At 50.2% G+C, this 13,598-nt stretch carries 12 protein-coding genes; 10 read left to right on the top strand and 2 right to left on the bottom strand.

Annotated elements, in window-relative coordinates; genetic code table 11:
• A partial coding sequence (locus ACTF5Z_RS08560; protein ID WP_438985275.1) for a thiamine pyrophosphate-dependent enzyme occupies positions 1-1,654 on the bottom strand: 1,654 nt, incomplete at its 3' end.
• 173 nt (positions 1,655-1,827) lie between these two features.
• Between ACTF5Z_RS08560 and ACTF5Z_RS08555 the strand changes: the two genes are divergently transcribed.
• On the top strand, positions 1,828-2,730 hold the full coding sequence (locus ACTF5Z_RS08555) for a LysR family transcriptional regulator (protein WP_438985274.1): 903 nt from the start codon (positions 1,828-1,830) through the stop codon (positions 2,728-2,730).
• Between the two features lie 8 nt (positions 2,731-2,738).
• A complete protein-coding gene (locus ACTF5Z_RS08550) occupies positions 2,739-3,530 on the top strand; it encodes a 2-keto-4-pentenoate hydratase (RefSeq protein WP_438985273.1) in 792 nt (263 codons plus the stop codon).
• Positions 3,531-3,620: 90 nt separating this feature from the next.
• Here ACTF5Z_RS08550 and ACTF5Z_RS08545 read toward each other — a convergent pair whose 3' ends face one another.
• Entirely contained in the window at positions 3,621-4,772 is a 1,152-nt protein-coding gene (locus ACTF5Z_RS08545; RefSeq protein WP_438985272.1) for a CaiB/BaiF CoA transferase family protein, read from the bottom strand.
• Between the two features lie 289 nt (positions 4,773-5,061).
• Here ACTF5Z_RS08545 and ACTF5Z_RS08540 point away from each other — a divergent pair, with 289 nt between their 5' ends.
• From ACTF5Z_RS08540 to ACTF5Z_RS08505, 8 genes are all read left to right on the top strand, one after another.
• Positions 5,062-5,670 (top strand): TetR/AcrR family transcriptional regulator, encoded by a 609-nt coding sequence (locus ACTF5Z_RS08540; protein WP_438985271.1) that lies wholly within the window; start codon positions 5,062-5,064, stop codon positions 5,668-5,670.
• A 325-nt stretch (positions 5,671-5,995) separates the two neighbouring features.
• Positions 5,996-6,457, top strand: coding sequence for a MaoC family dehydratase (locus tag ACTF5Z_RS08535; protein ID WP_438985270.1), 462 nt, complete (start codon positions 5,996-5,998; stop codon positions 6,455-6,457).
• Positions 6,458-6,885: 428 nt separating this feature from the next.
• Positions 6,886-7,938 (top strand): glycoside hydrolase family 88 protein, encoded by a 1,053-nt coding sequence (locus tag ACTF5Z_RS08530; protein ID WP_438985269.1) that lies wholly within the window; start codon positions 6,886-6,888, stop codon positions 7,936-7,938.
• 84 nt (positions 7,939-8,022) lie between these two features.
• The gene (locus tag ACTF5Z_RS08525) at positions 8,023-9,168 is read left to right on the top strand and encodes an acyl-CoA dehydrogenase family protein (RefSeq protein ID WP_438985268.1); all 1,146 of its coding nucleotides are present in this window, start codon (positions 8,023-8,025) and stop codon (positions 9,166-9,168) included.
• Between the two features lie 127 nt (positions 9,169-9,295).
• The gene (locus ACTF5Z_RS08520) at positions 9,296-10,405 is read left to right on the top strand and encodes an enolase C-terminal domain-like protein (protein ID WP_438985267.1); all 1,110 of its coding nucleotides are present in this window, start codon (positions 9,296-9,298) and stop codon (positions 10,403-10,405) included.
• A 262-nt stretch (positions 10,406-10,667) separates the two neighbouring features.
• Positions 10,668-11,678, top strand: a complete 1,011-nt coding sequence (locus ACTF5Z_RS08515; RefSeq protein ID WP_438985266.1) for a membrane dipeptidase — start codon at positions 10,668-10,670, stop codon at positions 11,676-11,678.
• A 63-nt stretch (positions 11,679-11,741) separates the two neighbouring features.
• Positions 11,742-12,701, top strand: a complete 960-nt coding sequence (locus tag ACTF5Z_RS08510; protein ID WP_438985265.1) for an ornithine cyclodeaminase family protein — start codon at positions 11,742-11,744, stop codon at positions 12,699-12,701.
• A gap of 36 nt (positions 12,702-12,737) precedes the next feature.
• Positions 12,738-13,598 (top strand): NAD(P)/FAD-dependent oxidoreductase (locus ACTF5Z_RS08505; protein WP_438985264.1); only part of this gene is annotated, 861 nt, incomplete at its 3' end.

The raw sequence follows: 13,598 nt of genomic DNA, 5'->3' as shown, positions 1-13,598 counted from the left end.
GTTTGACCATCGTTTCGGGCGAAACGTCCCCGTCGTGATGCTGTCCACCTGTCATGGAGACAAAACCATTATGGAGGATTTTGTAAGTGATGTTCGCCTTTGAGGCCACTGCAGCTCGGATGGCGAGGTGACCAGAATGGAAATACGTTCCATCTCCCATATTGGCAAAAACATGTTTCTCGGTAGTGAACGGGAATTGCCCCGCCCACATTACCCCTTCAGCACCCATGTGACTCATCGAATTTGTTTTCGTTGCATCACGTAAAATCGAGAGTGAATGGCAGCCAATACCCGCCAAGGCACGACTCCCATCAATAACTTGGGTCGATCGACCATGCGGACAGCCCGCACAGAATGAGGGTGGTCTCTCGACGCCTCCTGGCAAGACTGACTGGCTCTTGAGACACTCGGGGAGCTGAATACCCGAGTCTAACCCGGTATCCTCTAAAACGCGGACGAGGACTTGCGCCACAAGGTTTGGGTTGATTTCGCCATAAGCAGGAAACGCAGAATCTGCACCAGCGAGAGAGTCCGCATGACCTTTGAAATTTTTACCGATAATATTAGGTCGGATGTCCGAACCGTAAAGAATAGAGCGCACCTGATCTTCAAGCAAAGGACGCTTTTCCTCAACGATTAATAGCGTGTCTAGGCCCTGGCAAAAATCACGCACTATTTCATCATCAAGCGGCCAAACCATACCTATTTTCAAAAGGCTTATGGGCGTGTCACCCAACTTTCCGTCCGCATAACCCAGACTCGAAAGCGCTTGCGCCATATCCTGCCAAGCCTTGCCCGCAGCCATAATACCGATGCGTGCGCCAGCACTGCTCTCAATGGAATTTAATCTATTAACTCGTGCATAATTAATAACTTTCTTTATCTTCACATCCCATAACAGACGCTCTTGCTCCAAAAATGGGGTAAATGTTTTGATCGTCGTATCAGGCCCCAAGTCCTCTGGTGTTACAATGTTGGGGCTGTCAGGCGACACATAGACGGAACCACCACCCTCGACCACATCGGTCACCAATTTCATGCCGACAAGTGTGGAGGCATAGCGGCTCATGGCTATGCCATGAAGCCCGTAATCGAAAACATCCTGCACGTTTGCCGGCGCAAGAAAAGGCAAGCCCAGAGCCGCGAAGTTGGTATCTGAGTAGCATGCCAGCGTTGATGACTTGGCCCCGTGGTCGTCACCGACTAAGAGCAATGTTCCACCCTTGGCACTGGTGCCTGCTAGATTAGCGTGACGAATAGCATCCATCGAACGGTCCAGCCCGGGCGCTTTGCCGTACCAGATCGAGAAAACCCCATCCACTGTGGCGCCGGGAAATAAACCCACCATCTGTGCGCCCCAAGTCGCCGTGGCCGCCAAGTCCTCGTTCAAACCCGGCTGAAAATAGATGTTGTGCGATTTTAATTCTTTCTCAGATTTCTGCAGGGCCATATCGTAAGCACCGACCGGTGAACCGCGGTATCCCGAGATATAACCCCCTGTATTGAGTCCTGCCGCCTCGTCGCGTAGGCGCTGTTGAATCGGGACACGGACCAGCGCCTGCATGCCGGTCATGTAAACCCAACCCTCTTGTTGCTGCAGACGATCGTCAAGTGTCATGTCTAGGCGCTGCTGGCGCGCATGTTCATTCATCATCGTTTTATTCCTTATTAGAGACCAGAGCCTGAGTTATTGTTTAAGCTAGACAACTCTTACAATTCAGTCCAATTCAATTTATTCTGCATGTTCATACATTTTATGAATATAATTCACAGAGAGGACTGTAGCAACTCGGTGCAAACCAAATTACGCAGGCGCAGGAGTACTTGATGTTCAATCTCAATCAGCTGAACCACTTTCGTCTCGTCACAGAAACGGGAAATTTCGCGTCCGCGGCTCGCAGGGCACATATAACACAACCTGCTTTGAGCAACTCGATCCGCACCCTCGAGGAGCATATCGGAGTACAGCTCTTCGATCGTAGCGAACGTCCGATTAGGGTCACTCCGGCAGGCAGAGACTTGCTGGTGCGAGTCGATGTCCTGCTTGCTGAGGCCAAAAATCTTAAAAAAGAAATAGGCTATTTGGTGCAAGGACTCGCAGGTGAACTGAGAATAGGAATGACGGCTCACTCGGCAGCGAGCATAGGGGGCGCTATTCTTGGTAAATGGCTAACAGAAAACGGGCGAGTTAGAGCCGACGTGTCAGTTGCCTCAACCTCAGTATTACTGGATCTTCTGCGCAAGGAAAAGCTGGATCTCATTATTGGCGACGGGCGCGATTTACCAACTCGCTCTTCAGAATTCGAAATGGCCTCTATCCCGCCACAGCAAGGACGGGTGTTTTGTCGAGCTGGGCACCCCGTGCTAGATTTGCCCAAGCTCTCTTTTCAAGATCTCTTACCCTACCGGTTTGCTGGGGCGCATTTTCCCACCATAATGATCGATCATCTTGCTGACCTGTTTGGTTTGCGTAGCAGGGATGACATTGAGCTCGCGATTGAAAGCGACAATATCGCGATTGTCCGAGATGCTGTGATTCACAGCGATCTGATGCTACTCACCCTACCTAGCTGCGTGAGCAATGAATTAGCCGCCAAGCTCATTGTAGAATTACCCATTGAGCTGGGCACACCCGCGAACTGGCAAACCGTAACGCTAAAAAACGCCATTGCCCACCCGGCAATAGCCAGCCTAAAGACAGCAATAATACAAGTAACCCAACAAGGATAGGAACGAACATGTTGACAGACGACGTCCGTGAATCAATCGCAGCGGCAATTTACCACGGCATCCAAAACACAACCCCCCTGCCGCTTCTTACAAAGTCTTATCCAGAGATTGAGTTAGAAGATTCATATCATATTCAAAGCAGCGTCGTGACAATGTTTGAGAAGACGGGAAGTCACGTCAGAGGCTACAAAATAGGCCTCACATCCGGCGCAATACAAGCTCTTGTAGGTAGCAAATCTCCAAACTTTGGCAGACTGTTAGACCACATGTTTGCCGAAGAAAACAGCGAGCTAGATCGATCAACCTGGTTAACCCCCGTCGCAGAATGCGAGTTAGCTTTTGTGCTAAAAGACCAACTCGCGGGGCCAGACATCCGTACTGAAGATGTCGTTAACGCCACTGATTTTATCGTACCGGCGATAGAAATTGCCGACTTTCGTGTCGCTCGTACCGCGGGAATAGATGTGCGTGACATCACCGCGGATATCGGTGCAGCTGGCGGTGTCGTCATCGGACAAACACCTGTGCTCCTGCGTGACATTGACATCTGTGCGGTCAACACAAGCCTAGTGATAAACGGTGAGGAACGGGCGAAAGGAGCCTCCGATCAGGTTATGGGCAACCCTCTCTCCGCAGTAGCGTGGCTCGCAAATAAGCTACACGAGCTTGGCCGCACATTAGAACCTGGCGACATCATACTATCGGGTGCCATGATCGCCGCACAACCCATTGAAGCCGGCGATACGGTCCTCGCACGCTTCGACCATGGCCTGGGCGACATCCACGTGCGCTTTAAATAGCCCGACAAACCGCTCTAGGCTTGTCAGGCTAATCTGAGGCCCGCTTATGTCGTTAAATTTTGTGACGCAATCTAGGCACAGGCGGGCATACTAAACATCTTGGGGCCACGCTTGGACCAGCTCCACTTGAGCTAGGTTGTCAGGCATGGCAGCCAGGATATCGTCATCCGTAAAACCCAATTCCCGCAATACGGCTTGAGTCTGATTGCTCTCATCCAGCTCGCCCCGATGCAAAGGGGAGCGACTTAAGAGTGGCGCGGGCGGCACGGATCGGTGCTGTGCAGACGGGCAACGCGCCTGCACTTGTGGATGAGCCCAAACTTCGTCAGGTGTCAAGACGGGTGCGACGCAAGCATCAGAGCCGTCGAAAATGTCTTCCCATTCGCTGCGCGTTTTTGTTTTAAACGCAGCCTCAAAGCGCGCTGCTGTGGCATCCCACAAATTTGTATCCATCTGTTCAGGCACATCCTCAAGCCCAAGCTTTGTACATAAAGACACGTAAAAGTGCGGCTCAATCGCGCCAACCGACATGTATTTTCCGTCACTGCACTCATAGCAGCGATAAAAAGGAAAATGTCCACCCGTAAAATTCTTGCCGCGCCCGGGCATGTAGGTGGTTTCCCAAATCGGGAAATGCATCGCCATCATCGACAGACATCCATCGATCATCGCCACGTCGATATATTGCCCCAGTCCAGACCGCTCGCGTTCATAGAGTGCAGCCAATATGCCGTTCAGTGCAAATAGGCTCCCGCCTGCAAAATCAGCAACCAAGTTAAGCGGCGGCAGCGGCGGCTGGTCTGTCGGCCCCATAGAGCCCAATACACCACTCAGTGCGATATAATTGATATCGTGGCCTGCATCATTGGACATTGGCCCCGTTTGCCCATAACCCGTCAAAGAGCAGTAAATTAGCCTCTCATTTACTTGCTGTAAAACGTCGTAATCGAGGCCCAGGCGCTTCATAACACCAGGCCGATAGCCTTCAACCAAGATATCGGTGTCTTCTACCAACCTTTTGAGCGCCCTAGTACCCGCAGGTGATTTCAGGTTTAGGCTTACATAGCGTTTTCCAGGTGAAAACGTACTGACTGGCCCGCCTGCCCGACCTCCACCAACAACAATGACGTCTGCACCCATATCGGCTAGCAACATTGTGCAATAGGGCCCAGGAGCGTTGCCCGTTAAATCCAGCACCTTGATTCCCGCAAGGGGCCCCGTTTTAGTAGAGTCTTTTTCCATCACTTTTTTCTCGCTCACCAAACTGTTAACTAACGTGATTTAGGCACAACCATAGTTGACGCCTTGATTTTTATACTATCCGGATAGTATTTTATTTGTATTATGGAGTCAACGCAGCGAATACTGGATGTCGACCCACGAGGCTAGCGCTACAAACATCCCCGTTTTGCCGTACCTCACCTCGGTGAAAACGACTGGCAACGTGTAGTATCATGACCAGGAGAGCGATGTTTGCATTTATCACTGGGCATTTGCGACAATGTCGGGTCCTTAAGAGCACCAAGATTCTATGAAGCCAACAAATAACCGCGAGCAAAGTACCGCTAAGATCAAAGCAGCCGCCTTAAAATTGATCGCGACGAAAGGGTATGCGAATGCGAGCCTTGAAGAGATTGCGAATACGGCTGGATTCACGAAAGGCGCGGTTTACTACCATTTTAAAAGTAAAAAACGGCTGATCCTCGAAATTTTGCACGACATCGAATTCCGGTCGGTAGAGTTACTCCTGCAAGAATTGGCCTTGACCCACGAATCAGCGAAAGACAAGTTTTTCCGTTTTGTTAGTTTTCAAGCCAAGTGGGCGGCGAAGCACCCCGACGATATCGGGGTACTCATCATGATGTCGATAAGTTGTGCCCATCTAGACCCAGATGTTCACCAGAAAATTGAGACCAGTTACGGCAAATTGACCCGCATGCTGACTGAGATTATCTCTGAGGGCGTAGCAAACGGAGAGCTGTCATCAGGTACCAATGTCGAGAATACGGTCACTTCACTTATCGCGATTCGCGACGGTAATATGCTGCTGTGGTATCGGTCGGGGCTGAGCCAGGAGGTGGGCCCCCAACTCATAAAGTCGATCAGAGATGCGCTACTTCATCCCGTCATTTTCCGCTGATCTATCGACTCTACGTTAGAAGCGATTCATCCCAGATAACGCCGCAGCGGAAAACGTTATCGAAAACGTTCATCAGGCTTCACCGTCAGGATTTCGCGGCGCTTAAGGCTAGCATCCGACCCTGATCCGACCATGAAAGGGTCAGGAACTTCTTTTTAATTGCCGAACAAGGGTGATACTATCCAGATAGTATTTGGCTCGTCCGACTCACGTAAAGCTGACCAAAAGACCTTAGCTGTCACCTACTATCCCGTGCGACAGCCAAATCGCCCCGCTGAAAAAGCGGTTCAAATTTAGCCACATTGTGACCAAAGAGGATATCACTATGCCCGTGCAGATCGTCGCCAAAGATGAGCTAATTCATGCGGTAGGAACCCAGCTTCCGTCGACCCCATGGATTGAACTGACTCAGGACCGCATCAACATGTTTGCCGAGTGCTCAGGAGATAAATATTTCATCCATGTCGATGAGGAAAAAGCCAAACAGACACCGTTGGGTGGGACCATTGCACACGGTTTATTGACGCTCTCGCTACTGCCCTACTTAATGGAAAATTTCGTGGTGCCTGAAAATATGGTACATGGACTGAACTACGGGTTCGACAAAGTCCGCTTTCTGGCACCCGTGCGCTCAGGCAAACGGGTTCGTCTCCACAGCGAGGTAATAGATGTCGAACGCAAAGACGAGAAACGCTTCATTTTTAAAATTAGTGTTACCGTTGAGATCGAGGGTGAAGACACACCCGCGCTGATCGCTGAATGGATGAATATGTATATTACTGAATGACGTCTGAGCCTCGTTTTTAGGGCGACAAAACTGAGTTCAGAGCCGCGAGCCCCACTGGCTTAGCCTGGGGCCGAAGCTCATACAACACATCATCCGCGTCAAACTTTTGGGGCATGATAGCCGATCTGAACCGATGACCCAGTCTTGAATCCTTTTCGAATAGCACATACGTCCTGGTGAGCCCAGAATAAAACCAAGCCGATCTCATTACTTCGCTGACTCGCGGGTCGCAATCTTATCGCTCTACGGTACCTACTCGCCCAATCTGAGACGCGCAGCTCTGCGCTCCTCCGCCTTGCATTCGGGCTCAATAGTAAGCAAATTAACATCACACCCTCCCCCTCAGGTTTTCTGGGAAAGACTGTGTTGACACTAAATTTAGAGTCACATACCATCTGGATAGTATCCACAATGTTCAGAGGACAATAATGAAAGCTCAGGAACTGAAGACGCTAGTAGGACGGGTCACAGAATTTACTGTGAATCATAACGCACCACGATATGGCTATAACTTTGAACGGGATTCCTGGGAGAAGGCGATCGCGATGACAGGATTGCAGGCTTGGGGCGACAGTGATGCCCTAGCCGCAGTGCAAACCTGGTTAGATCGTGCGGTTGCGACGCAAACATCAGCCGGCAACCTCTCTTATGCCAACGCCTTCAAAGCCGCTGAAGTGGGAATCGATTATACCCCGACAGGGTCCTTATCTTCGTCACTGGGCATGCCGCTGCTGGCGCTTTACGAGCGGACTAAAAGGGCAGAGTATCTCGCCGCCGCAGAGCGTCAGATTGAGGCCTTGGTCAACTCTCCACGTACCAGTGACGGTGGAATAGCGCCCCGCTACGAAGCACTTGAGCTTTGGATTGACTCTACGTATCTGACGTGTCCATTCCTGGTGAAATTTGGACAAATAACCAACCAGGAAAAGTACATTCAAGAAGGCGTCAATCAACTCGAGGTGCATGTTGCCCACCTACTCGATGAAAAGGCTAATCTCGCACGTCACATGTGGTGCGAAGTGCCAAATACCTTTCCACAATCTACCTTCTGGGCTCGCGGATGTGGCTGGTTGTTCTTGGCAGCCATCGAACTCTTGGAGTTACTACCAACACATCCAAAAGCACCGTTCTTTAGGGATATTGCTGTGCGCACAATCACCGCCATGAGCCAGTATCAAGATGCCAGCGGTTATTTCCGCAATACCCTCGATGACCCTACGGCTAAACTCGAAGCATCGGGCACATTGATGTTTGCTTATGCCATTCCCCGCGCCGTTGAACTCGGGTTGATTGACAACGCTTTAATCGCAGATGCTTTAAGAGCTTTTAACGTGGTCGCGGGCTCCGTTGAAACTTCAGGCAAGATTCCTGGTGTCTCTGTGCCACCCGGCGGCCCGAATGTAACGTTCGATTGGGCAATGTTTGGCCAAGGGTTCTTTTTGCTGGCCGCGAAGGCCTTACAGCCTTACATAGAAGAGTAGTCCAAATAGATTGAGATATGATCCGATAATCTCAATGTCGATGGTTTAATTTAATCTCCTTATATCTAAAGAGGTGGGTAGAGTATGAGCAACAACGAAATGAGTGATCTTTACGAAGAATTTCGCCAAGTAGTACGGCGTTTCTCTGAGGAAAAGGTCAAGCCCTTCGCGGCCATTATTGATCAGGAAAATCGCGCGCCGGAAGAAGCCTTTGAAGCTGCAAGAGAATTGGGTTTACAAGGTATCCCCTTCCCTCAAGAATATGGCGGCGCCGACGGCGATTTAATGCTACAGGTTATCGCTACAGAGGAGCTTGCTCGCGTCTGCGCATCGTCCTCCCTAACGATTTCAAGCAGCTGGCTATTTAGCATCATCATTGAAAACGGCAGCGATGAGCTGAAAGAGCTTGTGCGGGGCGTGGCTAGTGGTGAGAAAAAAGCGGGGTGGGCAATGACTGAGCCCCAAGCTGGATCTGACTTAATGGCTATTAAAGCGCATGCCAAAAAAGTCGATGGTGGCTGGGTTATCAATGGTAACAAACGCTTCATCACAAATGGCGGGTGGGCTGATTGGTATCTGGTCATGGTACGAACAGGCAAGAGTGATGACCGCTCTTTCGGCGTTTTTGTCGTTCATAAAGATGACAAAGGCGTATCGTTTGGTGCCAAAGAAGACAAGATGGGACAGCGCGGCAGTCCAACTAGCGACGTTATTTTTGATGACTGTTTCGTCCCGGATTCCCGATGTGTTGGCGACCCACAAAAAGGCCTCAGCTACTTTAAAAATTACCTCAAGACATCACGTTTAACCATTTCCGCTCTGGCATTAGGTATCGCCCAGGGTGCACTCGAAGAAGCAGTGCGTTACACCAACGAGCGAGTACAAATGGGCAAACCGATCGCGGAATTCCAGATGATAAAAGGTATGATCGCGGATATGGCTGTAAAAGTAGAGGCCAGCCGCGCCCTTCTCTATAAGGGTGTTCAGCTGCTAATGAACGACGACCCGCGGGTGGATATGTTTAGTTCTATGGCGAAAATCGCTTGCTGCGATGCTGCGATGGCAGTCGCCACAGATGCCGTTCAAGTGCACGGTGGCTATGGTTATCTAAAAGAATACCCGGTCGAACGAATGTTCCGCGATGCCAAATTAACCCAAATCTATGACGGCAGTAATCAGGTAATGCGGCAGATTGTTGCTGATCAATTGAATAAGGCGCAAAAGGGCTAAGCGGACGAGTATTCCAAGCGGTTATTAAGCGAGAACACTCACATGCCTGTATTAGGCGAGCACAAAGCCGAGATTGTGCTCGCCACGGGCTAGACACCTAACCAAACACGAGAAACGAGCAATCATAATGAAGATTACAAATGTCACCGTAACCTTGTTTAAGTGGGAAGATATCCCCCTTAAAAGCTATGATCATGCGGTTAACGCTGTCTCGACGACAAGCGACCTGGGTCTTGTAAAAATAGAGACAGATGAGGGCATTGAGGGTCATTCCTTGCTGGGTTTATGCGTTCACCCAGCGAGTCTTGAAGCGCCCTTCATTACACGATTCTTGAAGCCAATCCTCATGGGCGAAAACCCCTTAGATCGTGCCCGACTATTCGAACGCATGTCGATCATGAGAGCCCAAGTTAGCACTTTTGCGGTCTGCGCAATTGATGTCGCGCTATGGGATCTCGCTGGAAAAGTCAGCGGGCTCCCTATCCACGCCATGATGGGGACCTATCGACAAAAAATTCCTGTTTACGCGAGCTCAGAACAACACGATTCTATCGATGGTTACGTAGAGCAAGCGCTTGCGGTCAAAGAGCGTGGCCTGCATGGCTACAAGCTGCATCCACCGCAAAACTGGCGCGACGATATCGCGGCGTGTGAAGCTGTTCGCAAAGCGGTGGGCGATGATTTTACCTTGATGCTGGATTCGCGTTCAGCGTATGACCTTGGAGAAGCGGTGAAAGTTGGGCGTGCGATTCACGAGATGGGCTTCATGTGGTACGAAGATCCCTTGCCCATAACCGATATTTATAACTACACAAAACTGACCGAGAAAATGGATATACCAGTTATGGCGACTGAGTTCCCCTGCGGCTGGTTGGACGATTATGCGCCCTGGATCATGAATAAAGCCACTGACATTTTGCGGGGCGATGTCTTGATCAAGGGTGGCCTTACCTCCATGTTAAAAATTGCCCATCTAGCCGAGGCGTTTGCGATGAATCTCGAAATTCATCACGGTGGCAACTCAGTGAACGATGTAGCCAACTTGCATATTCAAATGGCGATTCCCAACACGACTTTTATGGAAGTGTTGCTACCACATGAAACTTGGTGGCATGGTCTAGTTGAAGAAATTCAAATTGACTCAGAAGGCTTCGCTCATGCACCAACGAAGCCAGGGCTCGGGTACGAAATCGATCTAGAGCTCGTCGAGAAACAAAAACTTACCGTCGTTAGTTAAACTCAGCTCAAAAAGATGGCGCTCTGCCACGCAGCGGCTTATTAAGATGGCGGCCCCGCCACCGGGGCCATCACCCGTCGTCAAATGCCACGCCACGACATGAAGCATCTTGGGCTCTGCAATAAAGTACCCTTCTTGCTCGGCGGTAGATCTCATTTTTATAGATGGGACGATAAAAATGCACAAGAATCATTAAAGCATCGATAAGAATTCTCTAGACCTCGCCTTATAATCGAGGAGAGTCAAAAAAAAGAGAGTCCTTATGTATGACCCCAACGCAAAGCAACTGCACGACAATGCCATTGTTATAGATGGAACGTGCCCTCTATTGGAAGCGCCAGAGTACATTGATTGGTACATCGAGGGTGGCGTTACTATCGTGACACCCACCGTAGGAGGCCCCGTCCCAGTAGAGGTCTCGCTCAACTTCATCGGGTATTTGCTAGAGTTCATCCGATCGCGGGATGACCTCATGTTGATTGAAACGGCACAAGACGTTTATAACGCCAAGGCACAGGGTAAAACTGGATTCGTATTCCACTTCCAGGGCACAGACGCGATTAAAGATAATCTCAATAATGTCAATTTATTCCACAAGTTAGGTGTGCGCATTATGCAGCTAACTTATAACGTTGATAATCTCATTGGATCGGGCGCGCAGGTTAAAGACAAGGGACTGACCGACTTCGGAAGACAGTTTGTGGAGCGCTGCAACGAGGTTGGTGTTATTGTCGATTGCTCGCACACTGGGGTGCGAACAACTTTAGAGGCTATTGAAATCTCAAAGCGACCGGTTATTTGCTCGCACTCTAATGCCAAGCAAGTCTTCAAAACCCAGAGCGATCGGAATATCAATGACGATCAAATCAGAGCCATTGCCAAATCAGGCGGTGTCGTAGGAGTGGTCGGTTTTCCCGGCTTTATTTCTTCGTCTAGCACCCCTTCCATGGCCCAATTCCTTGAGCACGTCGACCACATTGTTAACGTAGGCGGTATCGATCATGTCTCATTGGGGATTGATTACTACCCGGGTCAACAGCCTGTCGCCAACGATGAAGAGGCCATTAAGCTTTTTGAGTCATACGTAGCCGCTGGCGCTTGGTCGGGACCTGATTATCCGAAGCCACCGCATATTTATCCAGCAGGCATTGAAACGCCAAAAACGATGCCCCGAATGACCGAGGCTTTACTTAGTCGAGGCTATGCTGAGGGCGATATCCAGAAAATTCTTGGGTTGAATCTCCTGCGCGTTTATCAAGAAGTGTGGTCTTAAACAGCTAAGTTATATTGCTCTCTTCCTTCCCCACTTGAGATTCACCAACGAAAAGGCGAAACAATGTCCGTAATACAAATAAATGCGACACAAGTGCAAGACTTGCTGCCCATGAAAGACTGCATCCAAGCCGTTCGAGACGCGATGGTTGCCTTCTCTCGAAATGGTGTGCAGGTTCCACTGCGTGGTTCTCTCCCGGTTGAGCAAGGCAAGACGCTACTCTACATGCCCGGCGCTTGCAAAGAACTTGGCTTTTATGGTGTTAAACTGATCAGTTTACATTCTGATAATGCCCAGCAAGGACTCCCGACCATTCAGGGCGTTATTACTTTATTTGACTATGATAGTGGCGAGCCTAAAGCCCTAATCGAAGGTTCTTCAGTCACCGGCCTTCGCACCGCAGCTGCTTCCGGGCTCGCGACTGACCTGCTGGCAAGGGCCGAAGCAAAGACCCTAGGGATCTTCGGGGCGGGCTTGCAGGCCGAAACCCACATTGATGCTATCACTGCTGTGCGCCCGATCCAGAGCATCCTAGTATGGGCGCGCAACTACGATGCCGCAGTGGCCTTCGCCGATAAACAATCGGAACGGACCGGCTTGTCCATTCGAGCGGTTGCCGACCCGGCTAAAGCTGCTGAATGCGATATTGTCTGCACAGTCACTGCGGCCGCCGAGCCGATACTCAAACGTGAGTGGGTAAAGCCCGGAGCGCACATCAACCTTGTTGGCTCGCACAGTTTATCGGCTAGAGAAGCCGATACGGCCTTGATTGTTGATTCTAGACTCTATGTCGATTCGCTGGCGTCTACTGTCGCAGAAGCAGGCGACGTAATGATTCCAGTGCAGGAAGGCGCCATCGATATGACGCATATTATTGGGGAGATCGGTTTGGTCGCTTCGGGCGATCTCGCGGGCCGCTTGAACAATGAACAAATCACGCTGTACAAATCCGTCGGCATGACGGCTCAGGACTTGTTCTCGGCGGCATCCATTTATCGTCGTTTTATGTCCTCGAGTTCGTAATCTCGGTTCACTTTTTGCATTGGGTATGTTGATCGTATGAGTCATAACGTACTGGTGGTAGGTTCTGGCATTATTGGGATTGCTTGCGCTCACTATTTGTCTCTAGCAGGTCACAACGTGACTGTTGTTGACCAGGGGCGCATCGGTAGTGGCAGCTCTGGTGGCAACTGTGGCCTTATTACCCCCAGCCACATACTGCCGCTGGCTCAACCCTCTGCCATCATAGACGGGGCCAAATCTTTTTTTAATCCCAATGCCGCTTTCCGACTAAAGTTTCAATGGCGATGGGAACTGTATCGCTGGCTCTGGCGATTTACCGGCTTGTGCTCTAAGCAGCATATGATCAATGGCGGAAAACAACTAAAACCGATACTCGATTCGTCATTACAGGAATACCGGAATTTATTTTCGGGAAATCCGATCTTAGATGCAGAGTGGCGCGAAACGGGCCTTCTCTACCTCTTTAAATCAGAAAAGGTCTTGTCAAAATACGCTGCTACAGCGCAAATGATGGCAAATGAGTTCGGGCTAAAGTCTCGCCCTATACCGGGTAACGAACTCTCACAATTCGACTCAGCAATCAGAAGCGACCTTTCAGGTGCGCTTTACTTTGAAGAAGAAGGCCGGGTTCGCCCAGATCGTTTGGTCAAAAGCTGGGCTCAGCAGCTGGCGGAAAAAGGTGTTGTATTCAAAGAAGCATGCCGCGTAGATAACATTGAAAAACGCGGGGCATCTATTTCGGGCCTACTCACCTCGCAAGGAAAGCTGACCAGCGATCAATACGTTTTTGCGACAGGCGCTTGGTCGCCAAAGCTATCGGCTGAGTTAGAGTGCGATATCCCAATAGAAGTCGGTAAAGGATACTCCATCACCATGAGTAAGCCTGAGCGTTGCCCT

The organism is Aequoribacter sp. (assembly GCF_965659035.1).
In the GTDB taxonomy this organism is placed as follows: Bacteria; Pseudomonadota; Gammaproteobacteria; order Pseudomonadales; family Halieaceae; genus Aequoribacter.
Note: the sequence above shows the minus strand (reverse complement) of the source record. Positions and strands in the feature narration are given on the sequence as shown.